Raw genomic sequence first — 17,970 nt, 5'->3', positions numbered from 1 at the left:
GAACTCTTTTCGACCGGCCGTCGCTGAGGTCGCTGACCTCACGAGCAGGCCGGAGGTTGAAAAGGGTTCCCTCGCGGGAGTAGCGAACTCGGCGATCCCCACCACGAAATGCGCAGCGCCTCACGCGCCCGGGTGGCGGCCACGAACAACAGCGATCGTTCTTGCTGGAGGTCCAGCGCGTACCCGAGCGGATCGTCGTCCTCGGGGGTGAGCGCGGACGAATCCGGCACCGCGCCGTCGGTGATGCCGATCAACGCGACCCGCCGGAACTCCAGGCCCTTCATTCCGTGCATGGTCGCGACCGTGACCCCGTCGTCGTCCACCGGCACGTCGGCGTCGGTGAGCACCGCCACGGCGGCACGGGCGACCTGCGGCGTCCGGGCGGCGACCCCGATCTCTCGCCAGTCGACGCCCTCGGCGTGCCAGCCCCGGAGCGCCTCGACCAATCCCGCGTGCTCCGCCCCCGCCGTGGGATAACCCACCAGTTCGGGCTCCCCGCCGCGCCGGGCCGAGCGGTAGCCGAGCATCGAGTCGATCCCGCCGTCCAGGTCGTCCGAGTCGGACTCGGCGAGCACCCACAGCGCCCAGTCGAGGATCTCGGCGGTCGTGCGGTAGTTCATCGTCAGTCGCTGCGACCGGTCGCCGACGTCGATGCCGAGCGCCTTCAGCTGCACCCGGTAGCCGTGGATGCGCTGGTGCGCGTCCCCGGTGAGGAACAGGTCGTCCGGACCCGCCGCGACGGCGGCCCGGAGCAGCCGCCACTGAGCCGGGTGCAGATCCTGCACCTCGTCGACGACCACGTGCGCGAAAGGCTTTTCTGGTTGCTGCTCGAGCAACACCGCGGCGTGGTCGGCGACGGTCAGCGGTGTCCACACGCCGGTGGCGAGCAGCACCCGGCTCGCCTCGGCCAGACCGGGCCAGAGCTGCTGCTTCTGCGTCGTGGCCAGCCGTCGGCCGCGCCCGCGACGATCGGCGGCCAGGTACCCGTCGAGGTCGGCGATGCGCTGCGCGAAGACGACGCCCTCCCACTCCTGCCGGAGGACGTGCGGCCCGTACCGTCCGCCGGTTCGCCGGGAGGCGTCCGCCCAGAGCCGGGTGTACTCGTCGTCGGTGAGGTAGCGGAGCGTGCCCCGACGCTCGCTGACCAACTCCGAGGCGAGCTGGTCCACGTTGACCACCCGGACGGCCAGGCGCTGCCGCACGTCCAGGATCTGGGCGAGGTCCCGCTCCAGCGCGGCGGCCAGTCCCTCCGAGAACGAGGTGAGCAGCACGGACGACGGCGGGAGGTCGGTACGGGTCACCAGGTGCCGGACGCGGTGCAGGGCGGTCACCGTCTTCCCGGTGCCGGGGCCACCGAAGACGATCGCCGGGCCGGCGTAGGAGGGCCGGTAGGCCACCGCGTCCTGCTCCGGATGCAGGAAGACCCGCTGGCGGGACGGCGCGATCGCGAGGAGTTCCAGCAGCTCGGCTGGGCCGTCGACGAGCGCGATCCGGCCCTGCGAGCGTCGGATCGCGGCGGCGACGTCGTCCGGATAGGTCTGCTCAGTACCGCTCGGGGGCAGCAGCCCGTCGCCGAGCAGGTGAAGGATCGTGTACTGCGCCTCGGGCAGCACGTGTTCGAGCATGCGGAGCTGGTCGGAAGTGCGGATCGTCCGGGCGATCGCCAGGACGTCCGGGCTGATGCCGAGCCGGTGTAGCTGGGCGTCGGACATCCGGTCGAACAGCAGTGCGGGTGCCTCTTCGGCTGCCTTGCGGTAGTCGGGGAGCAGGCGTTCGAGCTCCTCGACACAGGTGATCTCCAGGACGCCGGAGACGGTGTTCACCGAAAGCGCGTGGTGCTTCGCCCAGGTGACGGCCTCCGCGTCCGGCCGCACGCCGAGCAGTAATCGGACGCCGTGCGGCGCGGCGACCGTCGCGCGCAGCCGGTCGGTGAGGCGCGCCGTGCGGAGGCGGTCGTCCCTGGCGCCGGGCGTCGTCTCCAGCGGAAGCTCGGGCAAGCGGGTCAGTGCGGCCCGGAGGTCCTCGCGCTCAGCCGGGTCGAGCCGGCCGAACTCGCCCAGGAACTCGACGTGTACGGCCAGTTGCGCCACGAGTTGCCTCCGTTGCGGTCGCTCCGCTCGTGTCCCGCCCAGTCTGATAGACCAGGGATGCTGGCCGCGCACCCGGGGGAGACCGATGGCGAAGTTGAGCACGATCCTCGACCAGATCGATGCCGGATCGATGCTCCTGCCGGAGTTCCAGCGCGGCTACGTGTGGAACCGCGACCAGGTACGGGGCTTCATGCGGTCGCTCTACCTGGGATATCCGGTCGGATCGCTGCTGGTCTGGGAGACCGACACCACGGACAAGGCAGTACGCGGAGTCGGGGTCGGTGCTTCCGGTGTGCGGCAGTTACTTCTGGACGGGCAGCAGCGGGTCACCTCGCTCTACGGTGTGACCCGGGGGCGTCCGCCGACGTTCTTCGAGGGCGACCCGGCGGCGTTCACCGGTTTACGGTTCAACGTCGCCGAGGAGGCGTTCGAGTTCTACGCGCCGGTCAAGATGAAGGACGACCCGCTCTGGATCGACGTCACCGAGCTGTTCGTCCGCGGCCCCGAGTCGCAGATCGAGCGCCTCGCGTCGGACTCCCGGAACTGGCCGTACGTCGGCCGCTTGATGAAGCTGCAGAACCTGCTGGAGAAGGAGTTCCACGCCGAGCAGATCACCGGTCCGGACAAGACGACCGACGTTGTCGTCGAAATCTTCAACCGGGTCAACTCGGGCGGCACCAAGCTCTCCAAGGGTGACCTCGCGCTCGCCAAGATCTGCGCCGAGTGGTCCGGTGCCCGGCCGACGATGCGCGCCTACCTGCAGCGCTGGGCCGACGAGGGGTACGACTTCAGCCTCGACTGGCTGCTCCGCACCGTCAACGCGGTCGCGACCGGCCGAGCACCGTTCTCCGCGCTGGACGACGTGTCGGCCGACGAGTTCGAGCAGGCTCTGAGCAGCGCGGCCGACCACATCGACCTGGTGCTGGAGGAGGTCGCGTCCCGGCTGGGACTCGACCACGCCCGGGTGCTGCCCGGCCGCCCGGCGTTCGCGGTGCTGTCCCGGCTGCTCTCGGAGAACGGTGGTGAGTTCACCTCCGCCGTCGAGCGGGACAAGGCGCTCCACTGGTACGTGCACGCGGCGCTGTCCGGCCGGTTCGCGGGCTCCACCGAGACCTACCTGAACCAGGACCTGGCGACGGTCGCCGAGCCGAACGGCATCGACGAACTGATCGCCCGGCTCGAGCGCTGGCGGGGTCGGTACGACCTCACGATCGACCCGCGCGACCTGGATGGCGCGGGTAAGGGCGCGCGCTTCTACCCGCTCGTCTACCTGGTCAGCCGGGTCCGCGGAGCACGGGACTTCCTCACCGGCCAGGAGGTGGCGGCCGCCGCGGACCTGCGGGTGCAGCCTCTGTTCGGCAAGGCGGTGCTGTCCCGCGCCGGCTACCGGCCCGCGGAGATCAACGCGATCGCGAACTTCGTGCTGGTCACGCCGGAGACCGCGAGCGAGGTGGCGCGACGGCGGCCGGAGGAGTACCTGGGCCGCGCCGAGGAGATGTTCCCCGGGCTGCTCGCCTCCCAGAGCCTGCCCACCGACCCCGATCTCTGGCGGGTGGAGCGGTACCGCGACTTCCTGGCCGCGCGGCGCGAGCTGCTGGCCCACTCGGCGAACGACATCCTGGACGGTCTGCGCACCGGTGCCAGGGTCGACGCGCCCCGCCTGCCGCGGGTGGTCGTACGGCCGGGCGGGGACGACGAGATCGACATCCGGGCGGAGGAGGTCGGAGCGCTGGTCGACGAACTCGTCGGGCTGGGGCTCGCCGCGCCGGAGCGGGACTCCGAGATCCCGGATCCGGAGACCGGCCGCGCATTGTCGGTGGCCGAGGCGGTCTGGCCGGACGGTCTGCAGCCGGGCCAGGGCGCGCCGGTCGTCCTGGAACTGGACCCGGACGAGGCCGATCTGCCGCGGATGGCCGAACTCGGGTACGAGGTGTTCACGTCTGTCGAGGCCCTCCGGGGCTACGCGCTCCGCCGGAGTCGCGAGGCGACCGGCGGTTCGCCCGAGGACGCGCCGGTGTCGCCGGCGGTCGTGTCGACGCCGGTACCCGCCGCCGACCCGGCGCAGGAGTTCCACCAAGCCATGGCGACGATCTACCAGCGGGCCCGGGACGAGACCGGATACACCGCGACCTACCTGCTCGCGATGCTGGCCGAGGAGGGTGGCGTGGAGACCGCGAAGCGCCTCCTGGCGTCCGCGACCGTGAGCACGGGCTTCACGGCGCTGTGGCACAAGGGGCGCCTGGACCTGACCGTGGAGGCGCTGGTGCTGGACCCGCGCTTCGAATCCCTGTTCACGCCGGACGACCTGGACATCGCCCGGGCCCGCCTCGCCCAGTTCGACTACTCGCCGCAGTAAGGGCATGTGACGGCATGTGGACGCTACGCCGGGCGGCGTAGCGTCCATGTGCCGTACGAGTCGCCGTCAGCGCGACGGCCACCAGAACTTCGGCCCCACCTGGATGGCGAGCGCCGGGACGAGCAACGTCCGCACGACGAACGTGTCGAGCAGGACGCCGACCGCCACGATGATCCCGATCTGGACAGAAGGAACGAGCGGCAGCACGCAGAGCGCGGCGAACGTGGCCGCCAGCACGACGCCGGCGCTGGTGACCACGCCGCCGGTGACGGTGAGCGCCCGGAGCACGCCCTCCCGGTGCCCGAGGTGCCGAACTTCCTCGCGGGCCCGCGTCATCAGGAAGATCGAGTAGTCGACGCCGAGCGCGACCAGGAACAGGAACGTCGACAGCACGATGCTGTGCTCCAGACGCGGGTACCCGATCAGGTGCAGGATGCCCGCCGCGACCCCGAGTGCGGCCGCGTACGACAGCACGACGCTGGCGATCAGCAGCAGCGGGGCGACGACGGCCCGCAGCAGCAAGACCAGCACCAGGAACACCACGCCGAGGATGAGCGGCATCAGCACCCGGTTATCGCGCTCGGACGTCTGCTCGGTGTCGAGCTGCCACGCAGTTTGGCCGCCGACCAGCGCCCCGGTGTCGTCCACCGCGTCGCGCAGCCGCTCGACGGTCTGTTGCGCAGCGTCGCTGTCCGGCGGGTCGGCGAGCGTCGCGGAGATCAACGCGGTGCCCTCCGAGACCCGGGGAGCGCTCACCGCGCTGACGCCCTCGACGCCCTCCGCGGCGGCAGCTGCCTCCGGGGCCTGGTCGGCGGAGACAACGATGTCCGCCGGTGCAGAGGTTCCGCCGGCGTAGTGCTGCTCGACCAGCCGCTGACCGGTCACCGAGCCCACTTCGGAGGTGAACGTCTCGTCCGCGGGCAAGCCGAGCCCGAGCGTGGTCGCGCCGAACGCAGCGGCGACCAGCAGCGCCGCCGTCGAGGCCCAGATGCGGCCCGGCGCACGCTTAACCACCCGCGCCACCGCACTCCAAACGCGCGAGTCCCGGGGCTCCACGACCTCGCCCACCCGCGGCACGAACGGCCAGAACAGCCACCGTCCGCAGATCACGAGCAGCGCGGGCAGCAGCGTGGTCATCGCGGCGAACGCGGCGACGACGCCGAGCGCCGCGACCGGCCCGAGCGACCGGGTGCCGTTCAGGTCGGCGAAGAGCAGGCAGAGCAGCGCCAGCGACACCGTGGCCGCCGACGCGAGGATCGCCGGGAACGACCGCTGCAGTGCGACGGCCATCGCCCGGTGCCGGTCTTCGTGCCGGCGGAGCTCTTCCCGGTAGCGGGAGATCAGTAGGAGCGCGTAGTCGGTACCGGCGCCGAACACCAGGATCGTGAGGATGTTCTGCGCCTGCAGGTCGACCGAGAGCACGTCGTTCTTCGCGAGCAGATAAACGACGGCGCTCGCGACCTGGCTGGCGATCGCCACCGAGAACAGCGGGATCAACCAGAGGATCGGACTGCGGTAGGTGATCAGCAGGAGCAGGGTCACCACCCCGGCGGTGACCAGGACGAGCATGAGGTCCATGCCCTCGAACGCGTCGAAGATGTCCCCGTCGGCGCCGGCCGACCCGGTGAGGGCGGTGTCCAGACCTGCCGGGTTGCCGGCCTCGAGCCCGTCGCGGATCTTCTCGGTCGCGTCCGACTGGGCGTCGCTGTCGCCGGCGAGCGGGAACGACAGCAGCAGCGCCTGCCCGTCCTCGCTCGGCGTGGCCGGTGGCACCGTCCGGTCGATCGCGTACTGCGCGAACGCGGCGCGATCCGCCTCGACGGCGGCCCGGTCGGCGTCGGTCAGGCCGCCGTCGCGGACGTAGACCGCAACCGCCACCAGGGCGTCCGCGCCGGGGAACGCCTCTTCGATGCGTTGCTGCGCCTGGTATGCCTCCGACGAGTGCGGCGCCGAGGTCAGCGAATCGTTGTCCTGGACGCTGGTCAAGCTGGCGGCGAGCGGTGCGGCGACTCCGGCCAGTACCAGCCAGCAGAGCAGAACCAGGAACTTGGCGCGCCGACCGGCGGGCAGGGCGACTAGTCGGCGCCAGCCGGGAGGGTCTGGCTCGGGCGGGAGTGGGGTTGGGGGCGTGTCCAGTTGAGTGGTCATGCGCGCAGCGTCGATCCGAGCGCGCACGGATCACGCACGTCGTACGCACGGCCGCGTACCCCGTCCGTGCGCGGGGTGCCCGGGGACGACGAGAAATCGTTGTCTCGCGGGCGAGCGAGACAACGATTAGTCGTCGGCCAGGCGGTGGAGCAGTGAGATCGCGTCGGTGCGGGCCAGTGCGGCGGTTGCCCGGTACTCGGGAGCGGACGTCACGTCCGGCAACGGGAGCTGCGGGAAGCTCGCGCTCTGCCCGCTACGCAGCGCCGGCACCAGTCCGAGCAGCGTCGCGGCCCGCTGCGTGTCGCCCGCGAGCACCGCCGCTCCGGCCAGGCCCTCCGCGACGTCGGCCGTGAGCGGTGAGAACGATTGGATGCCGCTGTGCAGCGCTGCGTGGTGGTGTTCGCGGGCGGCCGCGGCGTCGCCGCGCGCGTACGCGACCCAGCCGGATCCCATCAGCAGCACCGCCCGCATCTCGTCGGCGATGTACCAGTTGCCGGTCACCTCGGCCAGTCCGAGCCGGTACTCGCGCTCCGCCTCGTCCAGGTCGCCGCGCAGCCACGCGAGGTAACCCCGTCCGGCGTGGACGCGGGCCAGCACGTCGGAGGCACCGGCCCGCGCGGCGAGTTCGGCGGCGACCCGGAAGGACGCCTCGGTACCCGCCACGTCTCCGGCGCGGAGGCTGCTCGTCGCCCGGCGGCAGAGCAGTTCAGCCTGGTCCTCGTCGGATCCGAGCTCGGCGGCGAGCCGCATCGCCGCGTCGTTAAGCACGACGAAGCGTTCGTGCTCGCCCTGGCCGTCCGCGATGTCGGCGAGCTCGGCGAGCGCCATGGATTCACCCCACCGCTCGCCGAGCGCGCGGAAGCCCGCGAGCGACTCCTCCAGGTTCGCCCGTGCCGCCGCGACGTCGCCGTCGAACAGATGCCGCAGGTACGCCAACCCGAACTTCTGCAGAGCGCTCGTCCATGGATCGATGTTCAGGTCGGCGTACCAGGCCTCCAACTGCAGGTGCTCGCTCTCGGCCGGCGGCCCGGTGCTCAATGCGGCGAGCACGTTGAGGAACGGCAGGCGAGGCGGGCGGTACGTCTCGGCGGGGTTCGCCGGCCAGACGATGTCGCCCTGCGCCCACGCCCCGTCGTATCCGCCGAGGCGCGCGGCGAGCACACATATCGTGTGCTCCTCGTCCAGACCGTGGGGTGGCCGCGCGCCGACCGCCTCCAGCAGATCGCGGGCCAGCGCCGTGAACTCACCGCGACGGCCGCGGATCCAGGAGTACATCGCGAGTGCCGCCGTCAACCGCAGCCCGAGGGCGGCGTCCGCCTGGCTCGCCCAGCGCACCGCGGCGTGCAGGTTGTCCCGCTCGCGGTCCAGGATCGCGGCCCAGCGCAGCTGGTCAGCGGTGCGGAGCTGAGCGTCGCCGGTCAGCGCCAGTTCGAGGAAGTACTCGGCGTGTGTGCGACGGACCTGCTTGAGTTCGCCGGCCTCGGCCAGCTGCTCCTCGCCGTACATCCGCACCGAGTCGAGCATCCGGTAGCGGCCCGCGGACAGCTCGACCAGCGACTTGTCCACCAGCCCCGACAGCAGTTCCGCATCGTCCAGGCCGCATACCTGGTCGATCGCCGCCAGCGTCGCCCCACCGGCAAAGACGGTCAGCCGTCGGGCCAGCGTCCGCTCGCTGTCGTCGAGCAGGTCCCAGCTCCACTCGATCGCGGCCCGCAGCGTGCGGTGCCGGGCGGGGCCGGTGCGCTCGCCGCGGGACAGCAGCCGGAACCGGTCGTCCAGCCGGGAGGCGACCTCGGCCAGCGGCAGGCCACGGAGCCGGGCGGCGGCCAGCTCCAGCGCGAGCGGCTGGCCGTCGAGCGTCCGGCAGATTCGCAGCACGTCCGGCACGGTCGTCGCGTCCAGCACGAAGTCGGGGCTCGCCGCGGCCGCACGATCGACGAAGAGCTGTACAGCGGGTGCGGCTCCGGCCTTCTCCACCGGATCGCCGACCGCGGGCAGTGCGAGCGCGCGAACCGGCAGCAGACGTTCGCCGGTGATGCCGAGCGGTTCGCGGCTGGTGGCCAGCGCGCGCAGCGACGGGCAGCGACGCAGCAGCTGATCGGCGAGGGCAGCGGCGGCGTCCACGACGTGTTCGCAGTTGTCGAGGACGAGCAGCATCGGGCGGTCGGCGAGGGCAGCGACCAGGCGGTCCTGCGGGTTGCCGGCCTGGGCGGTCGGCCGAAGTCCGCCGTCGCGCAGCCCGAGGGCGTCGAGCACGATCTGTTCGATCTCGGCCCCCGTCCGCACCGCGGCGAACTCCACCAGGCAGCTCTCGCCCGGGTAACGTGCGGCGGCCTCGATCGCCAGCCGGGTCTTGCCGGCGCCGCCCGGCCCGGTCAGCGTGACCAGCCGGTGGGTGTCGAGCAGGTCGCGCAGCCGGTCGAGCTCGGCGTCGCGACCGACAAAGCTGGTGAGCTGCGCCGGTAACCGCTTGGCCGGGGACACCGAGCGGTGCTCCGGTTCGCGGAGAACGGCCAGGTGCGCTGCGCGCAGCTCGGCCGAAGGGTCGGCGCCGAGTTCGTCGGCGAGCGTCCGACGGGCCTCCTCGAACGCGAGCAGGGCGGCGGCGGTCCGGCCGGTCGTGTGCAGCGCCCGGATCAGGTGGACGCGGAGCGTCTCGCGCAGCGGGTGGGTGGCCACCAGCGTCCGCAGTTCGGTGAGCGTGTCCTCGGAGACGTCACCGAGGTCGAGCGCGGCGGCGATCCGGGTTTCCACCGCGTTCAGCCGCGCGTCCTCCAGTTCGGCGGCGAGCATGCGGATCGGCGCGCTGTCACCCGCGTCGGCCAGCGCCGGACCACGCCAGAGGTCGAGTGCCTCGGTGAGGAGGGCGAACGCGCGCCGCGGGTCGGGCGCTTCGCGGGCGTCGGCGACGAGCGAGCGGAACCGATGGGCGTCGACGTCGTCGGGATCGACCGCGAGCCGGTAGCCGGCCGGGTGGAACTCGATCGGTGCGGCCTCGCCGAGCATCTGCCGCAGCCGGGAGACCTGGGACTGCAGCGCGTTCGTCGCGCCGGCCGGCGGATCGCTGCCGTAGACGCCGTCGATCAGTCGCTGTGCCGGGACCACGCGCCCGACGTCGGCCAGGAGCAGTGCGAGTACGGCGCGCAGCCGGGCGCCGCCGACGGACAACGATGCCCCGTCGGCGGTGCTGACCTGGATCGGGCCCAGGATTCCGAACCGCATACCGCGATTCTCCCGCAGGTTCCGCGCAGCGGAGCGGCGCCCGCCGAGTGGCGGCTATTTGGGTGGTCGGTGGAGCACGTCGAGCAGGGTGTGTGCAGGATGGGGCCGAAGAGGAACGGAGTGTTCGGGTGGATCACGTGACCGAACCGGCGGCGCGGGCCGTGACGGCTGAGCCTCGGCCCACGCTGTCCGGTGGGTCCGATGCGGTGGCGTCGATCGAGCACCGGATCGGGGTGCAGTCGGACAGCGGCCGGCGGACGGTGCTGTCCCTCGTTGGGGGCTCGGTGGTGCTGCTGATCGTCGCGATGGTGACGATCCTGGTCGCGGGGCTGGCGTTCTGGCGCTCGTCCGATCCGGCTCCGGCGGAGTCGGCCGCGCAGAGTTACACCGGCGCGCTGGGGGAGCCGTTACGGATCGTGCCGGTCCGCAGCGTCACACCGGGCGGCTGCAAGGGCAGCGGCACTCCGGGGCGAACCGCCGACGACGGGTGCTTCACGCTCGGTTCGGGCGGCATGACCGTCACGATGGTCGAACGCGTGAACACCGCACTCCGCGACGGCCGGTGGCTGGTCGAGGTGCGGTTCTCGAGCGCGGACACGGTGGCGTTCCGTGCGCTGACGTCCCAGCACGTCGGGAAGCGGCTCGCGCTGGTGCTCGGCCGCACGGTACTGGCCGCGCCGGAGGTCAGCCAGACGATCTCCGCCGGGAAAGTGCAGATCGTCGGCGCCTTCACGAAGAAGGACGTCGACGCGATCTTCACCGAGCTGACGACCCACTGAGCACTCGGTTGAGCTCGCGCTCCAGCGTGCGGTCCATCGCCCGCCGGGTGGAGCGCACCGGCCGCCGCGGCCGCGCGGGCAGCACGACCTCGCCGTCGACCACGATGCCCACGTCCGCGTAGCCGCACTCCAGCAGACAGAGCTCGCTCGGCGGCTCGGGGAGCACCAGCGCGGCCGGAGCGAACGCCAGGCACGCCCGGGCGATCGAGAGCGCGTGCCGCCACGATCCGGCGACCGGCACCAGCACCCCGGTCGGCATCGGCTGCCCGTCGTCGTCGAGCGAGGCCACCACGGTCAGCTCGGCGTCCGGCACGCGGACGCCGCCCAACGGCGTTCCGTGCCACCCGAGCGCCTCGACGACGCCCTCCTCACACGTAGGGCTCGCGACCGGGTTCACGCCACTCCTCGCATTGCAGAACGTTGCACGGAAGTTGTCAGGGTGTCAGGCAGTGTCTCGCAATGGCCGGCCGGCAGCGCAGCGGCTACCGGTCGACCGCGCCACCGGCCGGTAAGGGGCACTACGTGGCGGAGCCCCGGGACGTTCACGGCGGGTAGGAGTTAACCAGATATGTCACGATCACCGGCCCGCTTGCTCTCGGTTCGTAGCCTGGAAGGGTCGTGCCAGGCACATTTTGTACTGAGCGTCCACAGGGGACCGTCGGAGCGACGGCCGGGAGGAAGTGAATGCAGCGGCACCGGAACGTCCTGGTGGTGGTCGCGATCGTCGGGGTCTGCGTCGTCGGCCTCGGCGCCGTGATCGCGGCATTCTGGCTGTCCGGCGACGACTCGTCCGACGCCGAGCGCCGGTCGATCACCGTGCCGAAGCTCGAGGGGTCGCTCCACGACGACGGCGGCCAGGCGGCCGCCTGGGTACAGGAGAACCAGGGCGACCCGAGGGCTGCGGTGATCGAGGAGAAGATCGCCTGGGTGCCGCAGGCGATCTGGGTCACCGGGGGTGACGACCCGGCGAAGGCGCAATCGCAGGTCGCGAAGACCGCCGCCGCGGCGAAGGCAGCCGGCGAGGTGCCGGTCTTCGTGGCGTACGCGATCCCGGAGCGCGACTGCGGTGGCGCGAGCAAGGGCGGCTCCCCGGACGCCGACGCCTACCGTGCGTGGATCGACGGCTTCGCCGCCGGGCTCGGCCCGGACCCCTCGATCGTCGTGCTCGAACCGGACGCCCTGGCCCAGCACGACTGCCTCGACGACGCGAAGCGCGCCGCCCGCAACGAGATGATCGAGTACGCGGCGAAGACGATCACCGACCGGGCGTCGCAGGCGCAGGTCTACTACGACGCCGGTAACTCCGGTTGGAAGAAGCCGGAAGAGATGGCGAAGCGCCTGGCGGCGGCCGGTGCGGAGGAGTACGGCTCGGGGATCGCCCTGAACGTGTCGAACTTCCGGCCCACCGACGACGAGATCGGGTACGGCAAGGCGATCCTGGACGAGCTCGGCGTCGACGGGAAGAAGATCGTCATCGACACGTCGCGCAACGGCGCGGGCGCGGCCGAGGGTGACGAGTGGTGCGACCCGGACGGGCGCAAGCTCGGGGAGTACCCGACGCTGGAGACCGGCGACGACCAGGTCGCCGCGTACCTCTGGGTGAAGCGTCCGGGCGAGGCGGACGGGTGTGCCGCCGCTGCTGGTGTGTTCGAACCCGACCTCGCCGCGTCCCTCGCCGAAGGCGTCTGACGGCGCGACGCTGTGTCCGGCGTCACCGCGACGGCCCGTCACGTTCACGGGCGTCGCCCCGTCCAGCAGGGGTAACACCCCGACGGAGGAGGAACGACGATGGACGTCCTGGTGGTGGGCGGTACCGGAGCAGCTGGACGGGCCGCCGCAGTGGCACTGGCCGCACGCGGCCACCACGTACGGGCGCTGAGCCGCTCGGGTACGACCGACGTGCCCGGCGCGACCGGCTACCGCGGTGACCTGAGCACCGGCGCCGGCCTGAAGGAGGCGATGACCGGCGTCGACGCGGTGGTGGACACGTACAACGTCACGAGCCAGTCGTACGAGGTCGCGCGGAAGGCGTTCGTCGGCGCCACCGAGCGTCTGCTGGCGGCCGAGGAAGCCGCGGGCGTTCGACACCACGTGCTGCTGTCGATCGTCGCGATCGACGGCTCGACCTTCGGCTACTACCGCGCCAAGGTCGCACAGGAGGGGGCGGTCGCCGGCGGGTCGGTGCCGTACACGATCCTCCGCGCCACGCAGTTCCACGAGTTCGCCGGACAGCTGGCCGACCGCATCAAGCTCGGACCGCTGGTGGCGGTCCCGTCGATGGTGACCCGGCCGGTCGCGGTCTCCGAGGTCGGCGAAGCGCTGGCGGACGCGGTGGAGGCCGGGCCGTCGGGTCGGGCGCCCGACCTGCACGGACCGCGGGTCGAGAACGTCGTCGACATGGCGCGCCGAACGCTGAAGGCGCGCGGCCAGCGGGGAATCGTCGTCCCGCTGCGGCTGCCCGGCTCGATCGGCCGGATGATGCGCTCCGGTCAGTTGGGCGGCACCGACGGCGTCGCCGGAGTGTTGACGTTCGACGAGTGGCTCCGCCGGGGTACCTGACGGGACATGACTGTCTACGGCGTGCACGCGTCCCACGAGCAGCTCCACCCGTCCGACCTGCTGGCAGCCGTGGCCAAAGCGGAACGGCTCGGGTTCACCGCAGCGATGTCGTCCGACCACTTCTCACCGTGGAGCGCCCGACAGGGCCACTCCGCGTTCGCGTGGTCGTGGCTCGGCGCCGCGCTGCAAGCAACCGACCTGCCGTTCGGCGTGGTGAACGCACCGGGGCAGCGCTACCACCCGGCGATCATCGCGCAGGCCATCAGCACGCTCGGGGCGATGTTCCCGGGAAGGTTCTGGGCGGCGCTCGGCTCCGGCGAGGCGAGCAACGAGCACATCACCGGCGAGCCGTGGCCGCGCAAGGACGTCCGGAACGCCCGGCTGCGCGAGTGCGTCGAGATCATCCGGGCGCTGTTCGCCGGTGAGGAGGTCAGCCACAGCGGTCTGGTCACCGTCGACCGGGCCCGGCTGTGGACCCGTCCGGAGGTGGAGCCGGCGCTGGTCGGTGCGGCGGTGAGCGTCGAGACCGCGCGCTGGTGCGCGGAGTGGGCGGACGGGCTGATCACGGTCGGCGCCCCGGTCGAACAGCTCCGGAAGATGATCGACGCCTACCGCGGCGCCGGTGGGAAGGGGCCGATCAACCTCCAGATCCACCTCAGCTGGGCGCAGACCGAGGAGGAAGCCGAGGCGATCGCGCTGGAGCAGTGGCGGAGCAACGTGTTCCCGCCCCCGGTCTGCTGGGACCTGGAGATGACCGATCACTTCGACGTGGTGTCCGAGCAGGTCGGCATCGACCAGGTGCGGAAGGTCGTGAACGTCAGCGCCGACCTCGGGCAGCACACCGCATGGTTGGCCGAGTATGCAGCGTTGGGCGTGGACGGGATCTACCTCCACCACGTCGGACAGGACCTCGACCCGTTCCTGGACGCGTTCGCCGACAAGGTGCTGCCCCAGCTCGACGTGACGAAGGCGCCGGAGGCTCGTTCGCTGCACGAGAAGCGGGAAGACGCGACGGCGCCGGGCGGCCTCCCGGCCGGCGAGGGCCCGCAGCCCACCGGCCCGCCGACGCGGTGACGTCGAAGACGCAGTGACAGCTCGGAGTGGTGTGGGCAGGCGCCCACACCACTCTTTGCTGTCCTGCCCCGACCTTCGGGCCTCAGTGCCCGCGGCGGGCGCGAGCCTTGCCGCGGGACAGTCGCTTGTTCAAGGGCACCGCGGGGAGGCGACGATTCCCGGGCCAGGTGAGCGTCAGGTCGGCGCCGATCGGGAGCGCGCGCCAGCGCTCCTCCGCGCGCTGGAGGGCGGTCACCGCGCGCTCGACCGCGGGCACGTCCGGCGGATCGGCGAGCGTGGAGAACGACAGCCGGTAGAGCGAGCTGCGGTCGGCGTCCTCCTGGTGCGCCGCCGACTCGACGAACCCGCCGATCAGCTCGGCGCGCTGCAGCCGGTCCCGGTGCGCCCGGATCAGCTCGATCGACCGCTCGGCCGCGTGCGGCGGACGACGTCCCGAGACGTGGGTCATGCTGCGGAACACCACACCGCCGGCTATCGCGCCCCAGATCCCGTCCGCGATACCCAGCGTGTCCTCGACCGTGAAGTGCACCAGGTCGTGCGGGATCTCGGCGGTGATCGGCCCGGCATGCATCCGGTACACCACGTGGTCGTCACGCTCGATCAGAACGTGACCCCACTCGTGGTCGGGCAGCCGCCGGAACATCACCTTCACGGTCCAATCGTCACCAGCCCGGCAAGTGCTTTAAAGCTGACATCAGCGCGTCGTCCGCTCCCGGGGCGAAGCCCAGGAACAGGTGCGGCTCGATCAGCTCGGCCTCCATCACGATCGGCGCCCCGGCGTCGTCCAGTACCAGGTCCAGCCGGCCGTAGAGCGGGGCCTCCGGAGCTGCCGCGAGCGCCGCGCGTGCCACCGCGTGCTCGGCGTCACTGGGTTCGTATGGACGCGGATTCGGGTGGGGTTCCGCGTCCCGGACGCCGGTGGTCGCGGAGAGCACCGGACCTTTGACGATCGCGTGGCTGAACTCGCCGCCGAAGTAGACGATCGCGCGCTCGCCGTCGGTGTCGACCCGCTTCTGGTACGGCTGCACCATCGCGGTGAACCCCTGCGCGTGCAGCGCGGCGACGTGTTCCGGCGCCTCCTGGGCGTCCGCCGACCGGAACCGCCGTGCTCCGCGCGCTCCGCCCCCGACCGTCGGCTTGACCACGAAGTCGTCGTAGCGGGGGAGCGGAATCGGCTCGCCGGGCGGCAGGTACGTGGTCGGCACGGTGGGGACGCCTGCGGCCAGCAGGTCTCCGAGGTAGGTCTTGACCGAGTTCCAGCGGATGGTGGCCGCGCTGTTGACCAGGCGGGTCACGCCGCTGACGGCGTCCGCCCAGTCCTGGAACTGCTCGACCTTGTCGAAGTAGTTCCACGTCGACCGGATCAGCGCGGCGTCGTAGCGGTCCCAGGCCACGGTCGGGTCGTCCCAGGCGGCGATCTCGGCGACCAGCCCGGCTCGGTCGGCGGCGGCCCGCAGTACCGGTAGCTCCACGTCCGGCCCGGGTAGCTCGGTGGCCGTCACCAACACGATTCGCCTGCTCACTCATGGCCTCCTACCATCCGCCCGGCTCGTCGGAGAGCCGCTCGTGCTGAACGTAGGGTCAGGCCTACCCCGACCGGGGAGCTGGGGCCCGTGAATTTCCGGCGGGCCGCTGGTGGGATTCCCCTAGTGCTCGTACCGAAGGGAGCTTCACCGGTGAACCGTTCTCGACTCCTCGGCGGCCTGGCCCTCGCCGCGGCCGGCACGGCGTTCTTCGCCGGGCAGCTCGTGGTGCAGTCCGCCTGGACCACGTCGTTCAGCTGGGCGGACAACAACATCAGCGACTTGGGCATGGTGTCCTGCCGCACCTGGGGTGATCCGGCGCGATACGTGTGCTCGCCGTGGCACGCGGTGATGAACGCGGTCTTCGTCGCCAACGGCGTCCTGATCGGGATCGGGGCGGTGTTCGGACTGCGCGGGGGCGGGCGCGGAAGGGTGGCCAGGTACCTGCTGCTCGCTGCCGCGATCGGGTGCTGCCTGGTCGGCATCGCGCCGGCCGACGTCGACGAGAACCTGCACGTGCTCGGCGCTGCGCTGGTGTTCCTGCTGGGCAACGTCGGGATGATCGCGGCGTGGTCGGTGACGAGGGGGCCGCGATGGCTCCCGGTGCTGTTCGGCGTCGTCGGGCTGGTCGCGACCGGTCTCCACCTGAGCAAGCACGGGCTGGGTCTCGGTGTCGCCGGGATGGAACGGCTGGCGGTGTTCCCGCTGTTCGTCTGGTTCCTGGTCGAGGGTGCGCTGATCGTGCGTGCCGCGCGGCGCCGGATACCGTCGGAGCGTGCTGACGCTGCCGGAGTTGCCTGACCTTCCGGTGCGTCCGGCGCTGCCGCGGATCGTGGACGCGTTGGTGGATGGTGGTGCGGCTGTGCTCGTGGCACCGCCGGGCAGCGGCAAGACGACGCTGGTGCCGCTCGCGCTCGCGGCGAGGATCGAGGGTCGGATCGTCGTCGCCGAGCCCCGGCGGGTGGCGGCGAGGGCGGCAGCGTCCCGGATGGCGTCGCTGCTCGGCGAGCGGGTCGGCGGGACGGTCGGATACACGGTCCGCGGGGAGCGGCGGGTGGGCGCGGGAACCCGGGTGGAGGTGGTCACCACCGGTGTCCTGGTGCGCCGGTTGCAGCGGGACGCTGAGCTGCCCGGCGTCGGCGCGGTGATCCTGGACGAGTGCCACGAGCGGCACCTCGACTCCGACCTGGCGCTGGCGTTCGCGCTCGACTCGCGGGCCGCGCTCCGGGAAGACCTCGCCCTCCTCGCGACGTCGGCCACCGCGGCGTCGGAGCAGTTGGCGGCGGTGCTGGGTGGGGCGCCGGTGCTGGAGGTCTCCGGTTCGCCGCACCCGGTGCGGACGGTGTGGTGTCCGCCGCCGACACCGGTGACGCCCCCGCACGGCGGCCGTGTCGATCCGCGCCTGCTCGACCAGGTCGCCGTGGTGGTGCGGCGCGCACTCGCGGAGACGTCGGGGGACGTACTGGTGTTCCTTCCGGGCGTCTTCGAGATCACCGCGGTGGCTCGCCGATTGGCCGGCGTGGACGCCCGGGTGGTGCAACTGCACGGCCGCTTGCCCGCCCGGGAACAGGACGCCGTCCTCCGCCCGGCCGAGGGGCAGCGCCGGGTGGTGCTGGCCACCGCGGTCGCCGAGAGCAGCCTCACCGTGCCCGGAGTGCGGGTGGTCGTCGACGCGGGGCTGGCCCGGGTGCCCCGGCTCGACCAGGGGCGTGGGCTGGGGGCGCTGGTGACCGTTCCGGTGTCCCGGGCCACCGCGACGCAGCGGGCGGGCCGCGCGGGCCGGGAAGCGCCCGGAACCGTGTACCGCTGCTGGTCGGAGACCGACCACACACGCCTGCCCGGGTTCCCGGAGCCGGAGATCGCCGCCGCGGACCTGACCGCGTTCGCGCTCGACCTCGCCTGCTGGGGGACGCCGACCGGCGCCGGTCTCGCGCTCCCGGACGCGCCGCCGGTGGCCGCGATGGACGTCGCACGGGCCACGCTGCGGGCCCTCGGCGCGATCGACGACGACGGCCGGGTCACGCCGCGCGGGCGGACCCTCGCGCGGACCGGGGTGCACCCGCGGCTGGCTCGCGCGCTGCTCGACGGGGGAGGGCTGGTCGGAGCGCAACGGGCGGCCGAGGTGGTGGCGTTGCTGGCGGACGACACGCTCGCCGGTGGACGCGGTGACCTGGTGGCGGCATGGCGCGGACTCCGCGGCGGAGCCGACCCGGGCGCCA

General features: G+C 72.1%; 13 protein-coding genes. 7 read left to right on the top strand and 6 right to left on the bottom strand.

Translation table 11 applies throughout. The annotated features are described in order from the left end of the window. Window positions 1-38: 38 nt before the first annotated feature. On the bottom strand, window positions 39-2,090 hold the full coding sequence (locus tag ABEB28_RS11900) for a UvrD-helicase domain-containing protein (protein ID WP_345728099.1): 2,052 nt from the start codon (window positions 2,088-2,090) through the stop codon (window positions 39-41). A gap of 85 nt (window positions 2,091-2,175) precedes the next feature. On the opposite strand from ABEB28_RS11900, the gene ABEB28_RS11895 reads away from it, so the two are divergent. Beyond that, a complete protein-coding gene (locus ABEB28_RS11895; protein WP_345728098.1) occupies window positions 2,176-4,446 on the top strand; it encodes a GmrSD restriction endonuclease domain-containing protein in 2,271 nt (756 codons plus the stop codon). 66 nt (window positions 4,447-4,512) lie between these two features. Here the strand turns inward: ABEB28_RS11895 and ABEB28_RS11890 are convergent, their stop codons facing one another. Both ABEB28_RS11890 and ABEB28_RS11885 read right to left on the bottom strand, forming a co-directional pair. Further along, window positions 4,513-6,594, bottom strand: a complete 2,082-nt coding sequence (locus ABEB28_RS11890; protein ID WP_345728097.1) for an MMPL family transporter — start codon at window positions 6,592-6,594, stop codon at window positions 4,513-4,515. A 126-nt stretch (window positions 6,595-6,720) separates the two neighbouring features. After that, window positions 6,721-9,816, bottom strand: coding sequence for an AfsR/SARP family transcriptional regulator (locus ABEB28_RS11885; RefSeq protein WP_345728096.1), 3,096 nt, complete (start codon window positions 9,814-9,816; stop codon window positions 6,721-6,723). A 128-nt stretch (window positions 9,817-9,944) separates the two neighbouring features. Between ABEB28_RS11885 and ABEB28_RS11880 the strand changes: the two genes are divergently transcribed. After that, window positions 9,945-10,595 carry a SecDF P1 head subdomain-containing protein gene (locus ABEB28_RS11880; RefSeq protein WP_345728095.1) on the top strand — a complete coding sequence of 217 codons (651 nt, stop codon included), beginning with the start codon at window positions 9,945-9,947 and terminating at the stop codon, window positions 10,593-10,595. Here the strand turns inward: ABEB28_RS11880 and ABEB28_RS11875 are convergent. Further along, complete coding sequence (locus ABEB28_RS11875) at window positions 10,573-10,992, bottom strand: hypothetical protein (protein ID WP_345728094.1); 420 nt, start codon at window positions 10,990-10,992, stop codon at window positions 10,573-10,575. The two genes, ABEB28_RS11880 and ABEB28_RS11875, sit on opposite strands and share 23 nt — an antisense overlap. Window positions 10,993-11,279: 287 nt before the next feature. Between ABEB28_RS11875 and ABEB28_RS11870 the strand changes: the two genes are divergently transcribed. The 3 genes from ABEB28_RS11870 to ABEB28_RS11860 all read left to right on the top strand — a co-directional run bounded on the left by ABEB28_RS11870 (window position 11,280) and on the right by ABEB28_RS11860 (window position 14,228). Further along, window positions 11,280-12,284, top strand: coding sequence for a glycoside hydrolase family 6 protein (locus tag ABEB28_RS11870; protein WP_345728093.1), 1,005 nt, complete (start codon window positions 11,280-11,282; stop codon window positions 12,282-12,284). A 99-nt stretch (window positions 12,285-12,383) separates the two neighbouring features. Then, on the top strand, window positions 12,384-13,154 hold the full coding sequence (locus ABEB28_RS11865) for an SDR family oxidoreductase (RefSeq protein WP_345728092.1): 771 nt from the start codon (window positions 12,384-12,386) through the stop codon (window positions 13,152-13,154). Between the two features lie 6 nt (window positions 13,155-13,160). Next, window positions 13,161-14,228 (top strand): TIGR03885 family FMN-dependent LLM class oxidoreductase, encoded by a 1,068-nt coding sequence (locus tag ABEB28_RS11860; protein WP_345728091.1) that lies wholly within the window; start codon window positions 13,161-13,163, stop codon window positions 14,226-14,228. Window positions 14,229-14,310: 82 nt separating this feature from the next. Here ABEB28_RS11860 and ABEB28_RS11855 read toward each other — a convergent pair whose 3' ends face one another. After that, entirely contained in the window at window positions 14,311-14,880 is a 570-nt protein-coding gene (locus tag ABEB28_RS11855) for a hypothetical protein (protein WP_345728090.1), read from the bottom strand. A gap of 10 nt (window positions 14,881-14,890) precedes the next feature. Further along, the gene (locus ABEB28_RS11850) at window positions 14,891-15,751 is read right to left on the bottom strand and encodes an ATP-grasp domain-containing protein (RefSeq protein ID WP_345728089.1); all 861 of its coding nucleotides are present in this window, start codon (window positions 15,749-15,751) and stop codon (window positions 14,891-14,893) included. A gap of 153 nt (window positions 15,752-15,904) precedes the next feature. On the opposite strand from ABEB28_RS11850, the gene ABEB28_RS11845 reads away from it, so the two are divergent. Continuing rightward, the gene (locus ABEB28_RS11845; RefSeq protein ID WP_345728088.1) at window positions 15,905-16,552 is read left to right on the top strand and encodes a DUF998 domain-containing protein; all 648 of its coding nucleotides are present in this window, start codon (window positions 15,905-15,907) and stop codon (window positions 16,550-16,552) included. Continuing rightward, a partial coding sequence (locus tag ABEB28_RS11840) for a helicase-related protein (RefSeq protein WP_345728087.1) occupies window positions 16,530-17,970 on the top strand: 1,441 nt, incomplete at its 3' end. The genes ABEB28_RS11845 and ABEB28_RS11840, both read left to right, overlap by 23 nt.

This window comes from Cryptosporangium minutisporangium, from assembly GCF_039536245.1.
GTDB lineage: Bacteria > Actinomycetota > Actinomycetes > Mycobacteriales > Cryptosporangiaceae > Cryptosporangium > Cryptosporangium minutisporangium.
Note: the sequence above shows the minus strand (reverse complement) of the source record. Positions and strands in the feature narration are given on the sequence as shown.

Bases quoted from the DNA above. Each gene is read 5' to 3' on its own strand.
- ABEB28_RS11895 (WP_345728098.1), top strand. From the start codon at position 2,176: ATGGCGAAGTTGAGCACGATCCTCGACCAGATCGATGCCGGATCGATG.
- ABEB28_RS11890 (WP_345728097.1), bottom strand. From the start codon at position 6,594: ATGACCACTCAACTGGACACGCCCCCAACCCCACTCCCGCCCGAGCCA.
- ABEB28_RS11885 (WP_345728096.1), bottom strand. From the start codon at position 9,816: ATGCGGTTCGGAATCCTGGGCCCGATCCAGGTCAGCACCGCCGACGGG.
- ABEB28_RS11870 (WP_345728093.1), top strand. From the start codon at position 11,280: ATGCAGCGGCACCGGAACGTCCTGGTGGTGGTCGCGATCGTCGGGGTC.
- ABEB28_RS11865 (WP_345728092.1), top strand. From the start codon at position 12,384: ATGGACGTCCTGGTGGTGGGCGGTACCGGAGCAGCTGGACGGGCCGCC.
- ABEB28_RS11860 (WP_345728091.1), top strand. From the start codon at position 13,161: ATGACTGTCTACGGCGTGCACGCGTCCCACGAGCAGCTCCACCCGTCC.